The sequence below is a fragment of the Sinorhizobium sp. KGO-5 genome (assembly GCF_036245905.1).
Classification (GTDB): domain Bacteria; phylum Pseudomonadota; class Alphaproteobacteria; order Rhizobiales; family Rhizobiaceae; genus Sinorhizobium; species Sinorhizobium meliloti_A.
The window spans coordinates 268501-291363 of sequence record NZ_BDIZ01000001.1 but is presented as its reverse complement, the minus strand read 5'-3'; the positions used below and the strand labels follow the sequence as shown (position 1 = coordinate 291363).

The window sequence follows — 22863 nt, the reverse complement described above, 5'->3', positions numbered from 1 at the left end:
GCTCCGGGGGAATTCGCCTAACGTCCGCGCATGACGATCGCGGACCCATTCGATGCCATTGCGGATCCGAACCGGCGCCATCTGCTGGAGGAACTCAGGCGCGCGCCAAGAACCGTCAACGAGCTCGCCGAAGGTCTGCCGATCAGCCGGCCCGCCGTCTCCCAGCATCTGAAAGCCCTGCTTGACTGCAGTCTGGTATCAGTTTCGACCAGCGGCACACGGCGGATCTACGCGATCAACAAGCCGGGTTTCGACCGGCTCAACCTGTGGCTGGACCAATTCTGGTCCTGATGCATTCCGTTCGGCGCGCAAAGCCGACCGGACCTTGGTCCGGTCAAGCAATGCAATTTATCTTTTCGGGATTGTTTTGACCCTATCGTTGCATCGCCTCTGCAGTTCCGCGTGGCGATGCATCCCGATTCAATCGGGAGTACCGTTCACGCTCAGTGCGTCGAGGAACGGAGTCTTTCGATTTCGTCCTTGATGCGCAGCTTCCGTCGCTTGAGTTCGCTGATCAGTTCGTCCTCGCAGGACGGAGAGTTCAGAGCCTCGTGTAGCTCCTCTTCAAGGACGCCATGTTTTTTCTCAAGCGTTGCAAGATGAGCCTCAATGGTCATTGGCAGTCCCTTCCCTTTAGCTTGCATCCGGCACGCAAATGCCGGATGTTCCATGGTTGAAACCTTTTTAATGTGCCATGCCATTTTTCATTTGTCGAAGGCGAAATGATGACGCCGGGTAACTTCCCGTCGCTAACCAAGATGTGGTAGAGCGACGCAGGAATTTCCGGATCGCGGATCGGCGAAGCCGGGCTTATGGGGATCGCTTTGCATGCCGGACCAGGACCAGGCCGAACTCAGACTGACTATCGCGCGCCTGAGGCAGGAACACGAAGACTACGACGCGGCAATCAACGCGATGATCCAGACGGGTTGCGACGCCTTGCGCGTCCAGCGCATGAAAAAGAAGAAGCTGGCCATCAAGGACAAGATCACCAAGATCGAAGACCAGATCATTCCCGACATCATCGCCTGAAATGGACCGAGACGTGACCGATACTACGCCCCCGCCCGTCGCCATCATCATGGGAAGCCAGTCGGACTGGGAGACGATGAAGAACGCGGCCGACACGCTCGAGGCGCTCGACATCGCTTACGAAGCCCGGATCGTTTCCGCCCATCGCACGCCCGACCGCCTGGTCCGCTTCGCCAAGGGCGCGCGCGACGAGGGGTTCCAGGTGATCATCGCCGGCGCCGGCGGTGCGGCGCATCTTCCCGGCATGTGCGCGGCCATGACGCCGCTTCCGGTCTTCGGCGTCCCGGTCCAGTCGAGAGCGCTTTCCGGCCAGGACAGCCTGCTGTCGATCGTGCAGATGCCGGCCGGCATTCCGGTCGGCACGCTTGCGATCGGCAAGGCGGGCGCCATCAATGCGGCACTTCTGGCCGCCGCCGTGCTCGCGCTCGGTGACGAGGATCTTGCCGACCGTCTCGACGACTGGCGCGAACAGCAGACCGTATCGGTCGCGGAATATCCGGTAGACGAGGCATGAAGACCATCGGCATCATCGGTGGCGGCCAGCTTGGCCGCATGCTGGCCATGGCCGCTGCCCGCCTGAACTTCCGCACCGTGGTGCTCGAGCCGCAGCCGGACTGTCCGGCGGCGCAGGTGGCGAACGACCAGATCATTGCCGCCTACGATGATCCGCGCGCGTTGGACGAGCTTGCGCGGGTGGCGGATCTCATCACTTACGAATTCGAGAACGTCCCGGTCTCGGCCGCCGAGCAACTCGCCCGTTCGCGGCCGGTCTTCCCGCCGCCGAAGGCGCTGGAAGTCGCGCAGGACCGTCTCGTCGAGAAACGCTTCATCAACGGCTGCGGCATCGCCACCGCCGGATTCCATCCCGTCGACAGCCAGGCCGATCTGGAGGCCGCCCTTGCGGACTTCGGCGGGGCCGGCGTGCTCAAGACCCGCCGGCTCGGCTACGACGGCAAGGGCCAGCGCGTCTTCCGTTCCGCTGCCGACGATCCGGCCGGCGCCTATGTGGCGCTCGGACAGGTCCCGCTGATCCTCGAAAGCTTCGTGCCGTTCGACCGGGAGATCTCGGTCATCGCCGCACGCGCGCCCGACGGCACCACCGCCTGTTTCGATCCCGCCGAAAATGTGCATCGCAACGGCATTCTCCACACATCGACCGTGCCCGCATCCGTCGGCGGGTCGACCACGGCGGCCGCCCGCAAGGCGGCAACCGCCATTCTCGACGCGCTCGGCTATGTCGGCGTCATCGGTGTCGAGTTCTTCGTTCTGGCCGACGGCGGCGTCGTCGCAAACGAGATCGCGCCGCGCGTACACAATTCCGGCCACTGGACGGAGGCCGCTTGCGTCGTTTCGCAGTTCGAGCAGCATATCCGCGCGATTGCAGGCCTGCCCCTCGGCGACCCGTCGCGCCATTCGGATTGCGTGATGCAGAACCTCGTCGGCGACGATATCGCCCGCGTTCCGGACCTGCTTGCCGAACGCAATGTGCTCCTTCATCTCTACGGCAAGGCCGAGGCGCGGTCCGGCCGCAAGATGGGGCACTTCACCCGCCTGCTCTGACCGGGACGCCATGGAAGGCGGGGACAGGCGGCAAAATCCCCGTCATGCGGTTGACACGATTGGGGCGACACGGTATGTGCCTGCCTACTTGAACAGCGCGCTGAACGGCGCGCTTTTGATTGTTGGAATTACCGGGCGAATTTTCGTTCCCCGAAACCCTGCGGATCAGGAAAAATGAAGATCAAGAATTCGCTCAAGTCCCTGAAGACCCGTCACCGCGAAAACCGTCTGGTTCGTCGCAAGGGCCGCGTCTACATCATCAACAAGCTGAACCCGCGCTTCAAGGCACGCCAGGGCTGATGCTTGCTGCAGGCCGTGCCTGCAGCGCCGCGCGTCTTGGCGGATGCGCAAAGGTCGTAGCACTCGGCTTGCTGCACGTCTCCTGAATCGGCGCGATTCAAGGAAAATCCGGAACACGGCGGCTTGCTCGCCGATTTCCCAAAATTGATTTGATCTTGTTTCATGGCGGGCTACGATGTCCGCCATGCGTGTTTTCATGAAGCTGATACTGGCATCTCTTGCCGTGACCTCCGCCGCGATAGTGGCCGCCACGCCGCTTAGTGCGGCAGAACCCTCGCCTCAGGCCGAGGTCGCTGCGCTTACCACTCCGAAAGAGCGTGTCGATGCCCTCTTCGCCGATCTCAAGAAGGAAGGCGATGAGGACAAGGCCCGGCAGGTGGCCGATCGCATCCGTCTCGAATGGCAGGATTCCGGTAGCGCGACCGTGAATCTCCTGATGCAATGGGCCAACAAGGCGATTGCCGATGAGAAGCAGTCGGCGGCGCTCGATCTTCTGGACCAGGCGCTTGCCCTCGCCCCCGACTATGTCGAAGGCTGGAACCGCCGCGCCACACTGCACTACCAGATGGGCAACTTCCGAAAGTCGATGTCCGACATAAATCATGTCCTTGCCCTGGAGCCTCGCCATTTCGGCGCGCTCGCCGGCATGGCCACCATGCTCGAGGCCGCCGGGAAGGATGAACTTGCCATGCGCGCATGGCAGCAATTCCTCGACATCTACCCCTCCGACCGGAAGGCGCAGGAGCAACTCGGCGAACTCGCGGAAAAGCTTGCCGGCAGCCGCACGTGACCGGCACCTGAGGACGCGAGAACGTCCGGCAGGCAGGCGCAAGGCGTCGCCACCGGCCGTCCGGAAGTGCGTTGGATTAAATGGTTAGAGCATTTCAGTGTTTCTATGAAACGTTGAAATGCTCTAAGACGCGCTGTGAACGTGGAGAGCGGACGAAGCCGGCGCCGAGAGCCCCTTCGCCCCGCTTGCGGGGAGAAGGTGCCGGCAGGCGGATGAGGGGCTGCGTCGAAATGCGCTCGATCGAGCAGGCGGCGACTCAGATGCCCGATTGGCCGTCCGAGCCGATATAGGCGATGCGCAGCATGTTGGTGGCGCCGGGGGTACCGAGCGGCACGCCCGCGGTAACGATGATTCGGTCTCCCGGCTTGCCGAAGCCTTCCGTCGAGACGATTCGACAGGCGCGGTTGACCATGTCGTCAAGATCGGTCGCATCCCCTGTGACGACGCAGTGCAGCCCCCACACCACGGAAAGCCGGCGAGCCGTCTGGACGATCGGCGAAAGTGCGATGACAGGCACCTGGGGACGCTCGCGCGCAGCGCGCAGCCCGGTGGTGCCGGAGGAGGTGTAGGTCACGATCGCGGCAAGCTTGAGCGTCTCGGCGATCTGGTGAGCGGCAAGCGAGATGGCGTCCGCGCCCGTTGCTTCCGGCGGCGTGCGCTGAGCGTAGATGATCCCCGGATAATGCGGATCGCGCTCGACGTTGCTGGCGATCGACGCCATGGTCGAAACCGCCTCGACAGGGTACTCGCCGGAGGCGGATTCGGCCGAAAGCATCACCGCATCGGCACCCTCGAACACGGCGGTCGCCACGTCCGACACTTCTGCGCGCGTCGGCACAGGCGAGGAGATCATCGATTCGAGCATCTGCGTGGCGACGACGACCGGCTTGCCCGCGCGCCGGCAGGCACGCGTCAGTTGCTTCTGAAGCCCGGGTACGGATTCGAGCGGCATTTCGACGCCGAGGTCCCCGCGTGCCACCATCAGCGCGTCCGAAAGCTCGATGATCTCGTCGATCCGCTCGATCGCCTGCGGCTTCTCGATCTTCGACATCAGTCCAACGCGGCCGCGGGCGATCTTGCGAACCTCGGCAAGGTCCTCAGGGCGCTGGATGAAGGAAAGCGCCACCCAATCGACCTCTCCTGTCGCCAGCACGGCGTCGAGGTCGACGCGGTCCTTGTCGGTCAGCGCACCCACGCCGAGCAGCGTATCGGGCAGGCTGACGCCCTTGCGATCCGAGATCCGCGTGCCGGAAACGACCGTGGTGACGATGCTCTTGCCATCGGTCTTTTCGGCGCGCAGGTGCAGCTTGCCATCGTCGATGAGCAAGCGATGGCCGGGCTTCACCGCTTCGAGGATCTCCGGATGCGGAAGATAGACGCGGCGGCTGTCGCCGGGCACATCGCGGTTGTCGAGCGTAAAGGTCTGGCCGGTCTTGAGTTCGACCTTGCCTTCGGCGAACTTTCCGACGCGCAGCTTCGGCCCCTGCAGATCGGCGAGGATGCCGATCGGACGGCCGCAGCGCGCCTCGACCAAACGGATCCGTTCGATCAGCGTGCGCATGACCTCATGGCTCGCATGGCTCATGTTGATTCGGAACAGATCGGCCCCCGCCTCGTGCAGCTTCTGAATCATCTGCTCGTCGGCCGATGCCGGCCCGAGTGTCGCGAGGATTTTGACTTTCCTGTTCCGTCTCATCAATTCTGGCTTTCCTGCGTGCCGGGCGTGTCGGAAAGCTGAACCATCCAGCTTCCCTGCCGCCCCGTGTCGTATTCCTTGAATCCCATGCGCTGGAAGCCGCGGGCGAAGCAGTCCTGCACGCCGACGATCTTGAACTCGTTTTCGGCCACGCACATGTTGACGTCGCCGGTCCAACGGCCGCCCTTGGCCGCATCTTCCGCATAGAGATAATAATATCGGGACTGAAGTTCGCCTTCGATCAGCGTGGCGCAGGTGGTCGCTGGAACCTGCCACCAGCCTTCGGTCACCCAGCCTTCCTTGGCCCGATAACCGATCGCCACGCCGACCAGAGTCTGCGTCCCGTTGCAGACTCGAAAATCAGCGCGGGCATCGCCGGCAGAGAGAAATGAAGCGGAAATTGCTAAGAAAAACAGGAGGATGGATCCAAACGTCATCGACCCCGGCTTCACTCTGGAAAAAGGATATCTAGACACGGCTTCCTACGGAACTCCGTTTTGATTTGCGTGGCACTTTCTTGCGACGCCCAGCCTTGAAAGTCAACGCAACTCTAATCGATTATAATCGTCATTCCTGTGACGGAACGGCATAAGAGCTTCGCGTTTTTCTTGCGAATGGCAGCTTTGCGTGCAATCAGGTGGGTACCTTTAGCCTGGCAGGAGCCGAATGCACCATTACTCTCCTTACGAGATCACCGGGGGCGATCCGGCAAAGGGTCTCGTGCTGGTTGCCGACCATGCAATGAACCGGCTGCCGCCGGAATATGGCCGGCTCGGCCTGCCCGAAAGCGCCTTCGAGCGTCACATCGCCTACGATATCGGCATCGAACCGCTGACGCGGCAATTGTCGGACGCACTCGGCGCACCGGCCGTGCTCGGCTGTTTCTCGCGCCTCCTGATTGATCCGAATCGCGGCGAAGACGACCCCACCCTGATCATGAAGATTTCCGATGGCGCGATCGTTCCGGGCAACCACCCGATCTCGGACGAGGAGTGGCAGAACCGCATAAGGCGCTTTCACCGCCCCTACCACGAGGCCGTATCCGAAACCGTCGCCCGGTCCGCCGCGGCCGGCGCAAGAGCGCCTCTCGTCATTTCCCTGCATTCCTTCACGCCCTTCTGGAAGGGTGTGGCACGCCCCTGGCATGCCTCGGTTCTCTGGGACAACGACCCGCGCGCCGTGTTTCCGCTAATCGAACGGCTGGAGGCCGCCGGCGACATCGTCGTCGGCAACAACGAGCCCTATGACGGCGCGCTGCGTGGCGATACCATGTACCGGCACTGCATGGCTCCCGGGATTGCGCATGCGCTGATAGAGGTCCGCCAGGACCTGATCGCCGATGCCGCGGGCGTCGCCGCCTGGGCGGAACGTCTGGCGCCCATCCTTGCGGCGCTCAACGCCCTGCCGGAGCTTCATGCATACCAGCGCCACCCGTCCCGCACGGGCGCTTACAGCGACTGAAGAAGAGGAGGCCACCCCGATGAGCGAAATCAACCCGGAACAGCGCACCGCTTTCGAGGCCGCGGCCTTCCGCCGACTGCTCGAGCATCTGCGCGAACGCAGCGACGTCCAGAACATCGACTTGATGAACCTCGCCGGCTTCTGCCGCAATTGCCTGTCGAACTGGTATCGCGAGGCGGCGGAGGCCTCCGGCGTGCCGATGAGCAAGGAGGAATCCCGGGAGATCGTCTACGGCATGCCCTATGAGGAATGGCGGGCGCAGAACCAGGCTGAGGCCTCGTCCGAGCAGAAAGCCGCGTTCGAACGCAATCGCCCGAAGGAGTAAGACCTGCGCGGGAAATGCCTGTGTTGTTGCGCAATCGCCCTTGACCTCGGCGGCCGTTCACGGCAGTTCACAGCACCCGGAAAATTCATCCCCACAAGGAGACGACCATGTCGGATGCTCACGGCATTGCCCGCGACCAGCTTCGCGCTTTCATCGAACGGATCGAACGGCTGGAAGAAGAGAAGAAGACCATCGCCGACGACATCAAGGATGTCTATGGCGAGGCAAAATCGATGGGCTTCGATGCCAAGATCCTGCGCAAGGTGATTTCGATCCGCAAGCAGGACGCCGACGAGCGCATGGAACAGGAAGCGATCCTCGACACCTACCTCCAGGCGCTGGGCATGATCCCTGCCGCCGAATCCGAGGACGCGGCCTGACTCAGCAAAAAGCCCGCCGGCGGACTGACCTGGCGGGCTTTTTATATTTGAGCGGCAATCGAAGGCTCAGTTTGTGCTGAACTTCTTCACTTCCATGAAGTTGACCGCGCTGCCGCTGAAGCGCGCCGTATCGACCGCTCCGCTATTGCTGGTGAAGCCGGCCGCATAAACGGTCGTCGGAGCGACGCGGAGCGACTTGCTGACGAAGCGCGGGGCCTTGACCGGCTTCGACAGGGTAGCCACACGGCCCGCCGAAAGTGCCCACTCGGAAATGATCTTCTGCGTCAGTTTCGGTTCCGTGCGCACGGAAGACCGGCTCTTCGCCTGGGCATCCTGCCTCTTGGGACGGGCGCCCTTCGAGGGAGCATCGGCCTCCGTGTCGAAGGCGCTGTCGAAGATCGCCTCACGTGAAGCGGAACCCGACTGCGGCGCATAGGCGGCGACCTCGATCGCCGGAGAAAATGCAGGCGCCCGATCCTCGCTGGTCGGCGCTGCGAGGGCAACGCGCGTACCGGCGGCACTCGGCGGCTGCGCCGCGGAAGCGAGCGCAGGCCCATCCGCAGAAGCGGGAATGGTGACCTCGGCGTGAGCCACGGCCGCGAGCGCCTCTTCGCCGGCCGGACGCATTCCCGGCACCGGCACGAAGCCGAACTCCTGCGCCTGGCCGTCGGCGGAGGCGACGAGCGTCTCGTTGGCGATCAAGGCGTTCATGTCGCGACGGTCGAGCATTTGCGGAACCGGAACCTTGAGAGTGCTCAAATCCGCGAATTCCGAAGGCACGGCCGCTGTCTGCGGCATGGCAGCTGCCAGCGCCTCCTGGGCACTGTTCTTTTCCGGCGCGACGAGTGCAACCGCTACGCCGCCGTCAGCCGGAGTTTCCTTGAATGCCGGTCGCACGGCCGGCACCGGTGCGTTGATATCCTGCTGCCCGGCAGGCGCCGCAGTGGAACCTGCAACACCGGGAAGAGCATCCTGGGCCGCCGGCGCCGATGCGGTCTGAACCTTGGCCGGAGCTTCCTCTTCGGCGCCGCCGGCAGCAATTGCCGCGGGTTCTTCATCCTCGTCGCCGCCTCCGCCGAAGAGCGCGGCGAAGAGGTTGCGGCGCTTGCCGGTATCGCCCGGCCCCTTGGCGCCGCCGCCTGCGACCTGGATCGCCGATGCGCCGACGCGGCGCTTGTAATCGGCCACAGCCTGCTCATAGCCCGGCAGCGGCCTTCCGTCGGAGGGAATATGCATGGTCTTGCCGTCCGGGAAGAGCCGCGCGAGCTCGTTGCGCGTCATGCGCGGCCATGCGCGTACCCCGCCGACGTCCATATGGACGAAGGGCGAACCGGAAGTCGGGTAATAGCCGACGCCGCCGACCTGGAACTTCATGCCGATCTCGCGCAGCGCCTTGAGCTTCACGTCCGGTATATAGAAGTCCATCGCCTTGCCGAGCATGTGCTGGCTCTTCTTCGCCACGCCCTTCGACCGCGACCTCAGCATGCCGTTCGTGGCCGGCGAGCGATAGGCGGAAACGACGTGGATATAGTCGCGCGAACCGCTCTTCTGGTAGACTTCCCAGACGAGATCGAGCAGGCGCGGATCCATTTTGGTCGGCTCGTTCCGCCGCCAGTCGCGCAGGAAACGATTGATCTGCTGCAAACCCTTCTGATCGTAGCGACCGTTGCGCTTGAAGGTGATCTGCGCCTTTTCCTTGGTGTGGATGAAATAGAGCTTGAGGGTGCGTGTCTGGCCGGCGGCCTCGACCGGAGGCGCCATCCCGGGTGTGACGAGGGAGCAAACCAGCGCGATGGACGCCAGGACCTGGGGCGCCTTTCGAGCGACCGCCGAGCAGAGTCTGCGCGCAAAGGAACCGACTGGTTCCTCCAAACCGAACAAATTTGGCATTCAATCCCCGTCCGACGGACAACCGTGCTTTGCTGTCTCAGATGACTGTCAAATAAGGTGACAGCATGGCAATTATGCCACAGTGTTCACCGCCCCTTATAATATAGTGAACAGTTTGCTAACAAGGTCTAAACGGCGGTGGACGATTTGCACGGCAAATGAGGTGTGAATGCGTCGATTTTATGCCGCTTCACGCAAGGGGTTGTCGGGATCGATGCCGTAATCCTTGAGTTTGCGATAGAGAGTCGAGCGGCCGATTCCCAGTTTGCGCGCCACCTGGCTCATCTGGCCGCGGTAGAATTTCAGGGCAAAGCGAATCAGTTCCTCCTCGACCTCGGCGAGCTTCCTGACCTCGCCGCCCTCGCTGAGGCTGGCGATGGCGTTCTCCAGGCGGCCGTCCGGAGTCGTCTCGGAATGCGCGGGTTGTTCCCGCGGGCCAGCATCCGCCTGGGCAGCGGCGAGCTGAGCGGCAGCGGGACGACGTTCCGGGCCGGCTTCGCCCCAGGAGAGACCGCTGCGGTCGGCAACGATGTATCCCGGTATCTGGGTGGCGACCTGCGGAAAGTCCCTGACCGTGAGTTCGTGGCCTTCGGCGAGAACGACGGCGCGGAAGATCGCGTTTTCGAGCTGGCGGATATTGCCCGGCCAGTCGTAGGACGTCAGCAGCGCCATCGCGCCGCTCGATACCGTCAGCCTCTGATCCAGCCTCTGCTCGGCGGCGAAGCGCTCGACGAAGGCGCGTACGAGAACGGGGATATCCTCCTTGCGCCGGCGTAGCGCCGGAATGGTGATCGGGAAGACGTTCAGCCGATAGTAGAGATCTTCGCGGAACCGGCCCTCGCGAACCTCGGTGATGAGGTCCTTGTTGGTGGCCGAGATGAGGCGGACGTTCACCTTCTGCGGCTGACGCGCCCCGATCGTCTCGATCTCGCCCTGCTGGACGGCGCGCAACAGTTTGACCTGGACCTCGAGCGGAAGATCGCCGATCTCGTCGAGAAAGAGGGTGCCGCCATCGGCATCGACGAACTTGCCGCTGTGCTTTTCGCTTGCGCCCGTAAACGCTCCCTTCTCATGACCGAAGAGAATGCTCTCGACGAGATTGTGGGGAATGGCGCCGCAATTGACGGTGACGAAAGGCTTCGCCGCCCGGTCGCTCGCCGCCTGAATGGCGCGGGCCACCATTTCCTTGCCGACGCCCGACTCGCCCTCGAGCACGATCGGAATGTTCGACTGGGCAGCGCGGCGCGCGAGATCGATGACGCGGATCATCGCCGGGCTTGCCGAGACGATATCGTCGAAACCGACGGCCCCGCCGCGCGGACGCCGTGCGGTTTTGACCTTGCCGTCGCGGCTCGCCATCTTCAGCGCGTTGCCCAAGGCGATCGACAGCCGCTCCGGCGAAACCGGCTTTACGAGAAAATCGAAGGCGCCGGCCTGCATCGCCTGGACCACCGTTTCGATGCCGCCCTGCCCTGTCTGAACGATGACCGGGATGTCGATGCCACGTTCGGCGAGCGCCTCGAGAAGGCCGTGCCCGTTCATTTCCGGCATCAGAAGATCGAGCAGGATGACGTTGATGATCCCGCCCTTGCGTTGCAGGAGTTCGAGCCCGCTGCGCCCGTTATCGGCGAGATGCGCGACATGGCCCAGCCGCTCGATCATGTTCGTCAGCAGCCGCCGCTGCACCGGATCGTCGTCGATGACAAGAATATGAGATGTCACGAAAGCCTCCTGCTTGGGACACGCGGGGTACCTTTGGCCAGCATCATGTGCCAAATCATACCGGCCATTCGTCCCACAAACGGCTGAACATCCTGTTTTGAGAAATGCTTGCATTTTATCCATTGCGGGCGGTAGCAATGGGCGCCATGCCGTTGCCTCGCTTCAGGGTTAAGGCCTGTTCAAAACGAGAGAACCGACGATGAATTTTGCCTCGCCACGCCTCGCCGCCTCCGGGCAATCCCTCCTGCGCGCCTCGCTGGTGAATTCCGGGGCCGGACAGGCTTCAGCAGCGCCGGCCGAGCTCGGCGAGCTGCCGTCCTGGCGGCTCACGGACCTCTACCTCTCGCCCTCTTCCGAGGAATTCCGCTCGGACCTCGCGAAGGCGGAAGCCGACGCGATCGCCTTCGAGGCGAAGTGGAAGGGCAAGCTCAAGGAGGCTGCCGGCCGAACCGGCGATCAGGGCATCGGCACGGCCGTGAAGGAATTCGAGGCGCTGGACGACCTCATGGGCCGCATCGCCTCCTTTGCGGGGCTTACCTATTTCTCCGATACGTCCAATCCGGCGAACGGAAAGCTCTACGGCGACGTCCAGTCGAAGCTTACCGACATATCGGCGCATCTCCTGTTCTTCTCGCTGGAACTCAACCGCATCGACGACAAGGTGATCGACGCCGCCCTCGCGACCGACAGCCTTGCCGCCCACTATCGGCCCTGGATCCTCGACCTGCGCAAGGACAAGCCCTTCCAGCTCGACGACAGGCTGGAGCAGCTTTTCCTCGAAAAGTCCATGACCGGTGCAAACGCCTTCAACCGGCTCTTCGACGAGACGATCGCATCGCTGACCTTTTCGGTGGACGGCAAGGAGCAGCCGCTGGAAGTGACGCTCAACCTTCTGCAGGACCCTTCAGTCGAAGTGCGCAAGAAGGCCGCGCTTGCGCTCGCGGAAACCTTCAAAGCGAATATCCGCACCTTCACCCTCGTCACCAACACGCTTGCGAAGGACAAGGAAATCTCCGACCGCTGGCGCGGTTTCGAGGATATCGCCGACAGCCGCCATCTCGCCAACCGGGTGGAGCGTGAGGTCGTGGACGCTCTGGCCGCATCGGTGAAGGCCGCCTACCGCCGGCTCTCGCACCGCTATTATGCGATGAAGGCCAAGTGGCTCGGCATGGAGCAGATGGATTTCTGGGATCGGAACGCCCCTCTGCCGGAAACGCCGAACGCGCTTATTCCCTGGAACGAAGCAAGGGATACGGTCCTTTCCGCCTATCACGCCTTCGCCCCGGAAATGGCGGCGATCGCGCGGCGCTTCTTCGACGATAGCTGGATCGACGCGCCGGTCCGACCGGGCAAGGCGCCGGGCGCTTTCGCGCATCCGACCGTCCCTTCCGTGCACCCCTATGTTCTGGTCAACTACATGGGCAAGCCGCGCGACGTGATGACGCTCGCTCACGAGCTCGGGCATGGCGTCCATCAGGTCCTTGCCGGCGCCCAGGGCGCGCTGATGGCCTCGACGCCGCTGACGCTTGCGGAAACCGCATCCGTGTTCGGCGAGATGCTGACCTTCCGCGCGCTCCTCGACCGGACCAAGGACAAGCGCGAACGCAAGGCGATGCTTGCGCAGAAGGTCGAGGACATGATCAACACGGTCGTCCGGCAGATCGCCTTCTATGATTTCGAGCGCAAGGTGCATACGGCCCGCAAGGAAGGCGAACTGACGGCCGAGGACCTGGGCCGGATATGGCTGTCGGTGCAGAGCGAAAGCCTCGGCCCGGCGATCCGGCTTTCTGAGAGCTACGAGACCTACTGGGCCTATATCCCCCACTTCATCCATTCGCCCTTCTACGTCTATGCCTATGCCTTCGGCGATTGCCTGGTGAACTCCCTCTATGCCGTCTATCAGAACGCCGAGCGCGGCTTCCAGGAGAAATATTTCGAGATGCTGAAGGCGGGGGGAACGAAGCACCATTCCGAGCTTCTCGCGCCCTTCGGGCTCGACGCCACCGATCCGTCGTTCTGGGCACAGGGCCTGTCGATGATTGAAGGGCTCATCGACGAACTGGAGGCGCTTGATAAGGCGTGACCCGCTCGGGCCTTATCGGCCCCCGTCGGACCGAATTGACAGCGACCGACCTCGATGATCGAACACGCGCCCTATGTCCTCTTCCGGGACGACAGCGAGAACCGCACGACGGTTTTCGCCGAGCCTTTGCGCGTCATCACGGCACGGACGAGGGCTGAGTTCCACCGCGGCCTTGGCGAAATCGAGGCGGCCCATCGTGCCGGCAAATGGATCGCGGGCTTCATGGCCTACGAAGCGGGCCATCTTTTCGAGAAGAAACTGGCCCCCTTCGCGCCGGAGAACCGGGAAACGCCGCTGATGTCCTTCGGCGTCTTCGACGCGCCGGCAAAGGACCATCCGCTTGCGGTGCCTCAGCGGCGCATCGAAAACGAGCCCTTCCTCGCGGAGCCCCGCGCAGGCTGGGATTTTCCTGCTTATCGCCAGCGTTTCGAAAAGCTGCACCGGCACCTGCGCCAGGGCGATTGCTACCAGGCCAACCTGACCATGCCGATCCATGCGCGCTGGTCCGGCGATCCGCTTGCCGCATTCTGGTCGCTGATCGAGCGTCAGCCGGTGAAATACGGCGCGCTCGTCGCCCTCGACGGCCCGGTCCTGATCTCGCGCTCGCCGGAACTTTTCTTCCGGGTCGACGCCGACGGCTGGATCGAGACGCATCCGATGAAGGGCACGGCGCGGCGCGGCGCGAGCCCTGATGAGGACGACGCGATCATCGCGGCGATGCGCGCCGACGAGAAGACCCAAGCCGAGAACCGCATGATCGTCGACCTTCTGCGCAACGACATCTCCCGCGTGACCGAAGTCGGCACGCTCGACGTGCCGAAGCTCTTCGACATCGAGACCTATCCGACGGTCCACCAGATGGTGAGTCACGTCAGGGCGAAGCTTCTGCCCGAGATCGGCATCGCCGACATTTTCGCCGCGCTCTTTCCCTGCGGCTCCGTGACCGGCGCCCCGAAGATGCGGGCGATGGAAATTCTCCACGATCTGGAGTCCGGGCCGCGTGACGCCTATTGCGGCGCGATCGGCTACATCGCCCCGAACCGCACCATGCGCTTCAATGTCGCGATCCGCACCATATCGCTCTTTGCCGGGGGCCGGGCTGTCTTCAATGTCGGCGGCGGCATCGTCTTCGATTCCAAGGCCGAGGCAGAGTACGAGGAATGCCTGCTGAAGGCCCGCTTCGCCGTCGGCGATGCCGAGATCGCCCGATGACCGGTTTTTCCCTGATCGAGACGCTGCGCTACGAACCGGAGAATGGCTTTACGAGGCTGCGGCTGCATCTGGCGCGACTGACGCGCTCCGCCAGGCGCCTCGGCTTTTCAGGTGCGGCCTCAGCCGAGGCGACGCTGGGGCGAGCCGTTTCGGGCGCGCGAGCGCCGCTGCGCGTGCGCCTCACGCTCGACCGCGACGGCAGCATCGACGTGACGACGGCGCCCTTCGTGCCGCTTGCCGACGGCGCGGCGTGGCGGGTGCGGATCGCCTCGACGCGGCTCGATTCCAGCGACCGCCTCCTCCGGATGAAGACCACGCGCCGGAGCCGCTACGAGGCGGCACGCAGCGAGTTTTCCACGGCCGAGGCCGACGAGGTCATCCTGCTCAATGAAAAGGGGGAGGTCTGCGAGGGGACGATAACTTCGGTCTTTCTCGATGACGGCAGCGGGTACTTGAAGACGCCGCCGATCGCCTGCGGCCTCCTCGCCGGCGTTCTGCGCACGGAACTCATCTGCCAGCGGCGGGCACGGGTCGAGCGGTTGGCTCCCGCCGACCTCGCAAGCGGCCGTCTTTACATCGGCAATTCCCTAAGGGGACTGATCCGGGCTGAACTCACGGTCTGATCCGGGTAGCGTATGACGCTTGACGCGATCGCGCCCTTCACGCTTGGCGATGTAAAGGGCATCGTCCGCGCGTGAATAAATGTCCCTGACGCTGTCGCCCTCCCGATACTCCGCAAGTCCGACCGAACAGGTGTAGAAGAACTCCGGTATGTTCGAAAGCGGTCTGGCGTTGCGGACCCTGTCCAGCAGCCGATCGAGGATGAGGTTCGCTTCGCTGACGGTGGTGTCCGGCAGGATCAGCATGAACTCTTCGCCGCCGATCCGCCCGAAGCAATCGGAGCGCCGGACGAATTCCTGCATCTGCCGGGCGAAGTCGAGCAACACCTCATCACCGCGATGATGGCCATAGCGATCGTTGATCGCCTTGAAATAGTCGATGTCTATGATTGCCACGCACCCCCACATGTGCGGGTTCTCGGCGCAGTTGCGGATGAACTCGTTGAGCCTTTCCATCGTGTAGCGCCGGTTGGGCACGCTGGTGAGTTCGTCCACCTGTGAGGCCCTGAGCGCGAAATCCCGGTCCTGGCGAAGCTTGCGCTCCCCCGCCCGCACCTCCGTAATGTCGACGGCGATGCACAGCATCCAGCCTTTCTGGTCCACGGTCTCCGTCATCCAAAGCCAGCGGCCGTCGTGAAGGTCGGTCTCGACCGTGCGGAAAGGCACCTTCCCGCGCCGGTGGACCGTGGCGGCGATCCAGCCTTCGAGGTCGTCAGTCTTGAGAACGGTGCCCCTGCCCGCGGCATGATTGCGGCGCATGATCTCCGCCCAGGTCGGCGCTTCGCCCTCGCCGACGTGGTAGGCCGATCGAAAGGCTTCATTGGCGTAGCGCAGCCGATCCTGCGGATCATAGAGCGCGATGAGCACCGGCGTTGCGGCTTGCAAGCCCATCAGGGCCTTGAGGTGATCACCAGTCACGTTGGTCTGCTCCAGGAACTTCGGTCGCGATGCGAGGCAATGGGCTCTGTTGAAGCTATAGCACGATGCGCTTGCGGCAAGCTGCCCGCATTCGCGATGATTTCGGAATCGACCCGAAGTCGTGCCGGTGCGGCCGCGGCATCGCTGCCCCTGGAAGATAGCCGGTTAAGCAAAGTCGCAGGTGCCGCCTTGACGGGACCGCTCTTTATTGTGACAGGAAACTGTGCTCTACAGCGCCGCGCATCTATCCAGACGCACGAAAGTCCGCTGCACTCTATAGTTTGCCTGAGTGGTTCTGCCCGACATGCAGTCCTCACCAGGAATTCGAGGCTCGCTTCTTGCGCCCATCCAAGCATCGCACAGGGATGTTTTCTCAGGAGAAAGACAAAAATGGCAGACACCACCTATCCGGTTTATGGCGAGATCGCCGGCCCGATCGTGATGATCGGCTTCGGGTCGATCGGCCACGGCACCTTGCCGCTGATCGAGCGCCACTTCAAATACGACAAGAACCGGTTGATCGTGGTGGAGCCCCGTGAGGATGCCAAGGACGCGGAAATATTCGCGCGCCATGGCGTGCGGCACGTGCGGGCGGCCGTCACCAAGGACAACTACAAGGAACTGCTGAAGCCGCTCCTGACGGAAGGCGGCGGCCAGGGCTTCTGCGTCAATCTCTCTGTCGACACCTCGTCGCTCGACCTCATGAAGCTTTGCCGCAAGCTCGACGTCCTCTATGTCGACACGGTCGTCGAACCGTGGCTCGGCTTCTACTTCGATGCCGAAATGGACAATTCCGAGCGCACGAATTACGCCCTGCGCGAAACGGTACGCCGGGAGAAGGAAAAGAACCCGGGCGGCACCACGGCGGTTTCGACCTGCGGCGCCAATCCCGGCATGGTCTCCTGGTTCGTCAAGAAGGCTCTTCTCAATCTCGCCGACGATCTCGGCCTGAAATACGAAGAGCCGCATCAGGACGACCGGGAAGGCTGGGCGAAGCTGATGAAGAAAGCGGGCGTCAAGGGCATTCACATCGCCGAGCGCGACACCCAGCGCGCCAAGCACCCGAAACCGCTCAACGTGTTCTGGAACACCTGGTCGGTAGAAGGCTTCATTTCGGAAGGCCTGCAGCCGGCCGAACTCGGCTGGGGCACCCACGAGAACTGGATGCCGAAAAACGCCAAGAAGCACAAGAAGGGCTGCAAGGCGGCGATCTACCTGGAGCAGCCGGGTGCAAACACCCGCGTGCGCAGCTGGTGCCCGACGCCCGGCCCGCAATACGGCTTCCTGGTCACGCACAACGAAGCGATCTCGATCGCCGACTTCTTCACCGTCCGCGACAAGGACGGCGACGTTTCCTACCGCCCGACCTGCCATTACGCCTATCACCCGGCCAATGACGCCGTTCTCTCGCTGCACGAGATGTTCGGCAATGGCGGCACGGCGCAGCCGGAGCTGCACGTCCTCGACGAGCACGAGCTCGTCGACGGCGTCGACGAGCTCGGCGTGCTGCTCTACGGCCATGCCAGGAACGCCTACTGGTACGGCTCCCGCCTCTCGCTGGAAGAGACACGCCGCATCGCGCCCTATCAGAACGCCACCGGCCTGCAGGTCACGAGCGCCGTTCTTGCCGGCATGGTCTGGGCTTTGGAGAACCCGAAGGCCGGCATCGTCGAAGCCGACGAGATGGACTACAAGCGCTGCCTGGAAGTGCAGATGCCTTATCTCGGCCCTGTCGAAGGACATTACACCGACTGGACGCCGCTCGACGGGCGCCCGGGCCTTTTCCCGGAAGACATCGACACGAAGGACCCCTGGCAGTTCAGGAACATCCTCGTCCGCTGAGGATCACGCGACGAAGCACGCCCTATCGGCCCGGAGCAGTGCTCCGGGCCTTTTCTTTTCGAATGCCGGGCGCGGCGCGCGCATGCCCGCTCTTGCTTTCAACCCATGATCGCGGCATGTTTCGCGCACGCGTGTCTCAAAAGACGCACAACGGTCGTTGCGGTGCTGTGAGACGCCGCACAATTGTGCGTCGATCGGTTTCGATTCACGGAATTATGCGGTAGAGCGGGACAGGAAAGTATGAAGCGGTTTTGCGTTCGCATCCCGCTCAACTCGTGACGCGGGAGAAACGCCGATGAAGCCATTCGCCATCCTCACCCTCCTGGCAACTGCCGCCGCGCTGGCATCCTGTCAGTCTCAGCCTCGGGAACTCCGGCCAATGTCGTCGGCGCCGCAGGCGACGGGTGTCGAGGGTTCCTGGGTCGATCCGAACGGCATCGTCTCCACTTTCGCAGGCGGCACCTTCTCGACGCGCACGACCGACACCAACCAGCTTCTCGCCTCCGGCAACTATGTGAACGTCAGCCCGACGCTGGTGGAAATCAACATGACCTCGCTGGTGCGCAACACCCAGTCCAAGGTCAACTGTGCGCTGGCAACGCCGGCGCAGCTGAACTGCACGACGGACTCCGGCGCACAGTTCTCGCTGGCGCGCCGCGGCTGACACGGCGCCAGATGATGAACGAGGGCCCTGGACGGGCCCTTTTTCTTGCCGGGACGGCTTAACCTTGTCTGAAATCCGGCGGCATCGGCATGCGTTTGCGGCTTGAAGTCGATCCCGACTGGTGAAAACATCCGCTGCAGCGCGGCGGGTCTTACCTGCGACTCGGCCGGCAGCACACAGGAGCACACCATGATCAGACACATGCGGACCGGCCTCGTTGCCGCTTCCCTTCTCGCGCTCTCTTCGGGCGCAGCTTTTGCCGATTATGAACTGAACATCCTGCACATCAACGACCTTCATTCGCGCATCGAATCGATCAACAAATTCGATTCGACCTGTTCGGCCGAGGAAGAGGGCAAGAACGAGTGCTTCGGAGGCGTCGCCCGCCTCAAGACGCTGATAGACCAGAAGCGCCAGGAACTGACGGGCAAGAACGTGCTCCTGCTCAACGCCGGCGACAATTTCCAGGGCTCGCTCTTCTTCACCACCTACAAGGGCACCGCGGAAGCGGAGTTCCTCAACCTGATGAAGTTCGACGCGATGACCGTCGGCAACCACGAATTCGACGAAGCCGAAGATGGCCTTGCCAGCTTCCTCGACAAGGTCACCTTCCCCGTCGTCACCGCCAATGTCCTGCCGAGTCACAAATCGAAGATCGGCGATCGGATCAAGCCGTCGATCGTTCTGGATGTCGGCGGCGAAAAGATCGGCATCGTCGGCGCGGTCGCAAATGACACGCCCGAGCTCTCCTCGGTCGGGCCCGATATTCTGATCGGCGAGGACGTGGCGACGATCACCAGCGCGATCGAAGAGATCAAGAAGCAGGGCGTCGACAAGATCATCGCGCTCACCCATGTCGGCTATCCGCGCGACCTCGCGGCGATCGCCAAGATCCCGGACGTCGACGTGGTGGTCGGCGGCCATTCCCACAGTCTCCTGTCCAACACCGACGAGAAGGCCGAGGGGCCATATCCCACCATGGTCGACAACCCCGGCGGCTACCAGGTGCCGGTGGTACAGGCCGGCTCCTACAGCAAATATCTCGGCGACCTCGTGGTGACGTTCGACGACAACGGCGTCGTCAAGGCCGCCAAGGGCGACCCGATCCTCGTCGATTCCTCCGTGAAGCCGGACGAGGCCGTGGCCGCACGGATCAAGGAACTCGCAAAGCCCATCGAAGAGTTGCGATCGAAAGTGATTGCCAAAACCGAGGCGCCGATCGACGGATCGCGCGAGACCTGCCGCGCCAAGGAGTGCGAGATGGGCAGTCTCGTGGCCGACGCGATGCTCGATCGCGTCAAGGGCCAGGGCGTGACGGTCGCCATCACCAACGGCGGAGGCTTGCGCGCTTCGATCGACGGCGGCGACGTGACGATGGGCGAAGTCATCACCGTCCTGCCCTTCCAGAACACGCTTTCCACCTTCCAGCTGAAGGGCTCCGACATCCGCGCAGCCCTTGAAAACGGGCTCAGCCAGGTCGAAGAAGGCGGCGGGCGCTTCCCGCAGGTCGCGGGCCTCAAATATTCGTTCGATCGTTCGAAGCCCGCCGGCAGCCGGCTCGCCAGCGTCGAGGTCAAGGAGGGTGACGGGTTCGCGGTACTCGATCCGGAAAAGACCTATTCGCTCGTCAGCAACAACTTCATGCGCGGCGGCGGCGACGGTTACGCCGTCTTCAAGGACAAGGGCGAGAATGCCTATGACTACGGTCCGGGCCTCGAAACCGTGCTCGCCGACTACCTCGCCGCCCACCAGCCCTTCAAGCCCTACACCGACGGCCGTATCACGGAAGTGGCTGCCGCGGCCCCGGAGGCCGCGCCCAGCGCAGCACCGGAGCCGGAAGCCGCCGCACCGGAGCCGGAGAACGCCGCGCCGGAGCCGGAGGCCGCCGCGCCGGAGCCGGAGGCCGCCGCAAAGCCGGCGGAAAGCGAAGCCGCCACCACTGCCCCCGAGGCTTCACTCCCGGCGGCAGCCGCTGCCGAAGGCCCACGCAAGCACGTCATAGCGCGCGGCGATACGCTGTGGGACCTCGCGGAATCCTTTTACGGCAGCGGCACCGAATGGAGGAAAATATCGGCCGCCAACGGGGATCCGGCGCCGCGAGCGCTTGAAATCGGCCGCGAGCTGGACATCCCGGCCGAGTAAGACGATTTGCCTCGACATTTGGGACCGGCGCGGGCTTTCCCGCGCCGGTTTTTCTTCTTAGAAGGCTTTGAAACTGCCGGCGCGACCACCACCTTGCAAAGGTGCGCGCCTCACGAGGACCGAAATGACCGCCATGGATGCCGAGCCGAACACCAATCACCCCGCCGTCAGCTACGGAAAGGTCGGCGTGCTCCTCGTCAATCTCGGCACGCCGGACGGCACCGACGTCGCCTCGATGCGCCGCTATCTGCGGGAGTTTCTGAGCGACCGCCGCGTGATCGAATGGTCGCGTCTCTTCTGGTACCCGATCCTTTACGGCATCGTGCTCAACACACGTCCGCGCAAGGTCGGCAAGGCCTACGAGCTCATCTGGAACAACGAGCTGAACGAGAGCTGGCTCAGAACCTATACGCGCAATCAGGCGGCACTGATGGCGGATGCCTTCGGCGGCCGGCCGCAGGTCGTCGTCGACTGGGCGATGCGCTATGGCCAGCCCTCGATCGCGTCGCGCATAGAGGCGCTGCAGAAAGCCGGATGCGAGCGGATTCTCGTCTTCCCGCTCTATCCGCAATATGCCGCCGCCACCACCGCCACCGTCAACGACAAGGCCTTCGAGGCCTTGCTCAAGATGCGCTGGCAGCCGGCGCTCAGAACCGTGCCGCCCTATCACGACGATCCGGTCTACATCGACGCCCTGGCCACCTCGATCACCAAGCATCTCGCGACACTCGACTGGGAGCCGGAGCTGGTGCTCGCCTCGTTCCACGGGATCCCGAAAAGCTATTTCGAAAAGGGAGATCCCTATTATTGCCAGTGTCAGAAGACCGCACGCCTTCTGCGCGAAAAACTTGGCTGGCCGAAAGAAAAGCTGCAGGTGACCTTCCAGTCGCGCTTCGGCCCCGAGGAGTGGCTGCAACCCTATACGGACGCCACCGTGGAACGGCTGGCCAAGGAGGGTGTGAAGAAGATCGCCGTCATCAATCCGGGCTTTGTTTCCGACTGTCTGGAGACGCTCGAAGAGATCGCCGGGCAGGCGGCCGAGAGCTTCCACCACAATGGCGGCGAAAAATTCGCCCATATCCCCTGCCTGAACGACAGCCCCGAGGGCATGGCGGTGCTCAACCACGTCGTGCGCCGCGAGCTGGAAGGTTGGTTGTAGAACAGCGCCGTTCCCGACCGGGAATCGCCGCGACCTAAATCCTCCCGAAGTCGAAGACGAATACGCCGTCCTCGACTATGGCGTTCGTAATGGCGGTTGCGAGAGGCAGAAGGGTGGCGGCATCGTCGATTTGCCGCAGCAACGAGCCGACCATTCGTGCGGTGTCGATGCCTTCGACCGTCTCGCCGCCGAGCTCGCCCGACATCACGTCCGCAACGGTTCGGCCAAGCCCGAGGCCGTGACCGAGCCGGCTGTTGCGTCCGCCGCCCACCGTCACGTGCAGATCGCCGATGCCGGCGCGGTCGAAGGCGGAAGCACGGTTGCCGCCGATCCGTTCGCAGAGCAAAGCCATTTCCTGAGCCGCCTGATTGAAGGCCGCCGCAGTCGGGTTTTTTGCCTGGCCGTCGGCGCGCAGCCCGTCCGGATAGCGGGTCTGCATGGCGCTGACACCGATTGCGAAGAAATTCTTGAGCGCCGCGCAGGCCTCGACGCCGGTCACATCCTCACCCACCGCGAGCCGGTAATAAGGTGTCCGCATCAAGCCCGCGGCGAAGTCCGCGGCCGCCCTGTCACGGCTGGCATAGATGCTGGACGTCGGATAGCGGTTGGCAAGCTCGCGCGCGATACATGGCCCGCCGATGCCGATGAAGCTCTCCATATTGGCGATCCGCGGCGGCAGCGTCTCGGCATAGGTGACGATCCGTTCACCCTCGCGGTCGAGACCCTTCGTCACGAAAGCCACCGGCTTTTTCGAGCGCAGCAGGCCGCTCAGCCGGTCGGCCGCCCAGGCGACACCCGGGCTGCTGACGCCGACGACGATGAGATCCGCCGTGTCGGCATGTTCCGGCCGGAGTTCCTCGTCCGCGAGGATCGTCACCGTTTCGGCAAGCGTCGCGTCGAGCTTCGGATGGATTTCGCCTGCCTTCATCCTGGTGACAGGCAGCGTGTCGAGCGGCGTGCCGGCCAGCAGTACCCTGTGGCCGTTGTCGCTGGCAGGCACGGCCAGGGCAGTACCCATGACGCCTGCCCCTAAAACGAGGATCGTTGCCATATATGCCCCCCGCCGC

The 22863-nt window shown here is 63.4% G+C and carries 23 protein-coding genes; 16 read left to right on the top strand and 7 right to left on the bottom strand.

Annotated features, from left to right (window positions below; translation table 11 throughout):
• The first annotated feature begins 30 nt into the window (after positions 1 to 30).
• Entirely contained in the window at positions 31 to 291 is a 261-nt protein-coding gene (locus BHD07_RS01275; RefSeq protein WP_100672955.1) for an ArsR/SmtB family transcription factor, read from the top strand.
• 152 nt (positions 292 to 443) lie between these two features.
• On the opposite strand, the gene BHD07_RS01270 is transcribed toward BHD07_RS01275, so the two are convergent.
• Complete coding sequence (locus BHD07_RS01270; RefSeq protein WP_003536026.1) at positions 444 to 617, bottom strand: YdcH family protein; 174 nt, start codon at positions 615 to 617, stop codon at positions 444 to 446.
• A 211-nt stretch (positions 618 to 828) separates the two neighbouring features.
• Here BHD07_RS01270 and BHD07_RS01265 point away from each other — a divergent pair, with 211 nt between their 5' ends.
• The 5 genes from BHD07_RS01265 (at position 829) to BHD07_RS01245 (ending at position 3682) form a co-directional block, all read left to right on the top strand.
• Positions 829 to 1032, top strand: a complete 204-nt coding sequence (locus BHD07_RS01265) for a YdcH family protein (protein ID WP_003536028.1) — start codon at positions 829 to 831, stop codon at positions 1030 to 1032.
• A 1-nt stretch (position 1033) separates the two neighbouring features.
• A complete protein-coding gene (purE, locus tag BHD07_RS01260) occupies positions 1034 to 1546 on the top strand; it encodes a 5-(carboxyamino)imidazole ribonucleotide mutase (protein ID WP_018096802.1) in 513 nt (170 codons plus the stop codon).
• Complete coding sequence (locus tag BHD07_RS01255; protein ID WP_338277221.1) at positions 1543 to 2592, top strand: 5-(carboxyamino)imidazole ribonucleotide synthase; 1050 nt, start codon at positions 1543 to 1545, stop codon at positions 2590 to 2592. Before purE ends, BHD07_RS01255 begins: the two co-directional genes overlap by 4 nt.
• A 174-nt stretch (positions 2593 to 2766) precedes the next feature.
• Positions 2767 to 2892, top strand: a complete 126-nt coding sequence (ykgO, locus tag BHD07_RS01250) for a type B 50S ribosomal protein L36 (protein WP_010970191.1) — start codon at positions 2767 to 2769, stop codon at positions 2890 to 2892.
• A 175-nt stretch (positions 2893 to 3067) separates the two neighbouring features.
• Positions 3068 to 3682, top strand: coding sequence for a tetratricopeptide repeat protein (locus tag BHD07_RS01245; protein WP_100672953.1), 615 nt, complete (start codon positions 3068 to 3070; stop codon positions 3680 to 3682).
• Between the two features lie 256 nt (positions 3683 to 3938).
• On the opposite strand, the gene pyk is transcribed toward BHD07_RS01245, so the two are convergent.
• Positions 3939 to 5378: a pyruvate kinase gene (gene pyk / locus BHD07_RS01240; protein WP_338277212.1), complete on the bottom strand. Its 1440-nt coding sequence runs from the start codon at positions 5376 to 5378 to the stop codon at positions 3939 to 3941.
• The gene (locus BHD07_RS01235; RefSeq protein WP_100672951.1) at positions 5378 to 5815 is read right to left on the bottom strand and encodes a DUF1036 domain-containing protein; all 438 of its coding nucleotides are present in this window, start codon (positions 5813 to 5815) and stop codon (positions 5378 to 5380) included. The genes pyk and BHD07_RS01235 overlap by 1 nt, the downstream gene beginning before the upstream one ends.
• A gap of 229 nt (positions 5816 to 6044) precedes the next feature.
• On the opposite strand from BHD07_RS01235, the gene BHD07_RS01230 reads away from it, so the two are divergent.
• From BHD07_RS01230 to BHD07_RS01220, 3 genes are all read left to right on the top strand, one after another.
• A complete protein-coding gene (locus BHD07_RS01230) occupies positions 6045 to 6839 on the top strand; it encodes an N-formylglutamate amidohydrolase (protein WP_338277208.1) in 795 nt (264 codons plus the stop codon).
• Between the two features lie 19 nt (positions 6840 to 6858).
• A complete protein-coding gene (locus BHD07_RS01225) occupies positions 6859 to 7164 on the top strand; it encodes a DUF1244 domain-containing protein (protein WP_100672949.1) in 306 nt (101 codons plus the stop codon).
• 107 nt (positions 7165 to 7271) lie between these two features.
• Positions 7272 to 7544 carry a DUF2312 domain-containing protein gene (locus BHD07_RS01220; protein WP_018096796.1) on the top strand — a complete coding sequence of 91 codons (273 nt, stop codon included), beginning with the start codon at positions 7272 to 7274 and terminating at the stop codon, positions 7542 to 7544.
• A 66-nt stretch (positions 7545 to 7610) separates the two neighbouring features.
• Here the strand turns inward: BHD07_RS01220 and BHD07_RS01215 are convergent, their stop codons facing one another.
• Both BHD07_RS01215 and BHD07_RS01210 read right to left on the bottom strand, forming a co-directional pair.
• On the bottom strand, positions 7611 to 9434 hold the full coding sequence (locus tag BHD07_RS01215) for a DUF882 domain-containing protein (protein ID WP_338277206.1): 1824 nt from the start codon (positions 9432 to 9434) through the stop codon (positions 7611 to 7613).
• A gap of 180 nt (positions 9435 to 9614) precedes the next feature.
• A complete protein-coding gene (locus BHD07_RS01210) occupies positions 9615 to 11156 on the bottom strand; it encodes a sigma-54-dependent transcriptional regulator (RefSeq protein ID WP_338277204.1) in 1542 nt (513 codons plus the stop codon).
• Between the two features lie 199 nt (positions 11157 to 11355).
• Here BHD07_RS01210 and BHD07_RS01205 point away from each other — a divergent pair, with 199 nt between their 5' ends.
• The 3 genes from BHD07_RS01205 to BHD07_RS01195 are packed head-to-tail and all read left to right on the top strand — an operon-like array spanning position 11356 to position 15074.
• On the top strand, positions 11356 to 13239 hold the full coding sequence (locus BHD07_RS01205; RefSeq protein ID WP_338277202.1) for a M3 family oligoendopeptidase: 1884 nt from the start codon (positions 11356 to 11358) through the stop codon (positions 13237 to 13239).
• Between the two features lie 54 nt (positions 13240 to 13293).
• Positions 13294 to 14451, top strand: coding sequence for an aminodeoxychorismate synthase component I (locus tag BHD07_RS01200; protein ID WP_338277200.1), 1158 nt, complete (start codon positions 13294 to 13296; stop codon positions 14449 to 14451).
• Positions 14448 to 15074 (top strand): aminotransferase class IV family protein, encoded by a 627-nt coding sequence (locus tag BHD07_RS01195; protein WP_338277198.1) that lies wholly within the window; start codon positions 14448 to 14450, stop codon positions 15072 to 15074. Before BHD07_RS01200 ends, BHD07_RS01195 begins: the two co-directional genes overlap by 4 nt.
• On the opposite strand, the gene BHD07_RS01190 is transcribed toward BHD07_RS01195, so the two are convergent.
• On the bottom strand, positions 15039 to 15989 hold the full coding sequence (locus BHD07_RS01190; RefSeq protein ID WP_018096790.1) for a sensor domain-containing diguanylate cyclase: 951 nt from the start codon (positions 15987 to 15989) through the stop codon (positions 15039 to 15041). The genes BHD07_RS01195 and BHD07_RS01190 overlap by 36 nt on opposite strands.
• A gap of 390 nt (positions 15990 to 16379) precedes the next feature.
• Here BHD07_RS01190 and BHD07_RS01185 point away from each other — a divergent pair, with 390 nt between their 5' ends.
• The 4 genes from BHD07_RS01185 to hemH all read left to right on the top strand — a co-directional run bounded on the left by BHD07_RS01185 (position 16380) and on the right by hemH (position 21796).
• On the top strand, positions 16380 to 17831 hold the full coding sequence (locus BHD07_RS01185) for a homospermidine synthase (protein WP_018096789.1): 1452 nt from the start codon (positions 16380 to 16382) through the stop codon (positions 17829 to 17831).
• A gap of 295 nt (positions 17832 to 18126) precedes the next feature.
• The gene (omp10, locus tag BHD07_RS01180; RefSeq protein WP_003531074.1) at positions 18127 to 18495 is read left to right on the top strand and encodes an outer membrane lipoprotein Omp10; all 369 of its coding nucleotides are present in this window, start codon (positions 18127 to 18129) and stop codon (positions 18493 to 18495) included.
• A gap of 189 nt (positions 18496 to 18684) precedes the next feature.
• Positions 18685 to 20637 carry a 5'-nucleotidase C-terminal domain-containing protein gene (locus BHD07_RS01175; protein ID WP_338277190.1) on the top strand — a complete coding sequence of 651 codons (1953 nt, stop codon included), beginning with the start codon at positions 18685 to 18687 and terminating at the stop codon, positions 20635 to 20637.
• Positions 20638 to 20761: 124 nt separating this feature from the next.
• Positions 20762 to 21796 carry a ferrochelatase gene (gene hemH / locus BHD07_RS01170; protein ID WP_445190474.1) on the top strand — a complete coding sequence of 345 codons (1035 nt, stop codon included), beginning with the start codon at positions 20762 to 20764 and terminating at the stop codon, positions 21794 to 21796.
• A 34-nt stretch (positions 21797 to 21830) separates the two neighbouring features.
• Here the strand turns inward: hemH and BHD07_RS01165 are convergent, their stop codons facing one another.
• Positions 21831 to 22847 carry a glycerol-3-phosphate dehydrogenase gene (locus tag BHD07_RS01165; RefSeq protein ID WP_338277189.1) on the bottom strand — a complete coding sequence of 339 codons (1017 nt, stop codon included), beginning with the start codon at positions 22845 to 22847 and terminating at the stop codon, positions 21831 to 21833.
• Between the last annotated feature and the right edge of the window lie 16 nt (positions 22848 to 22863).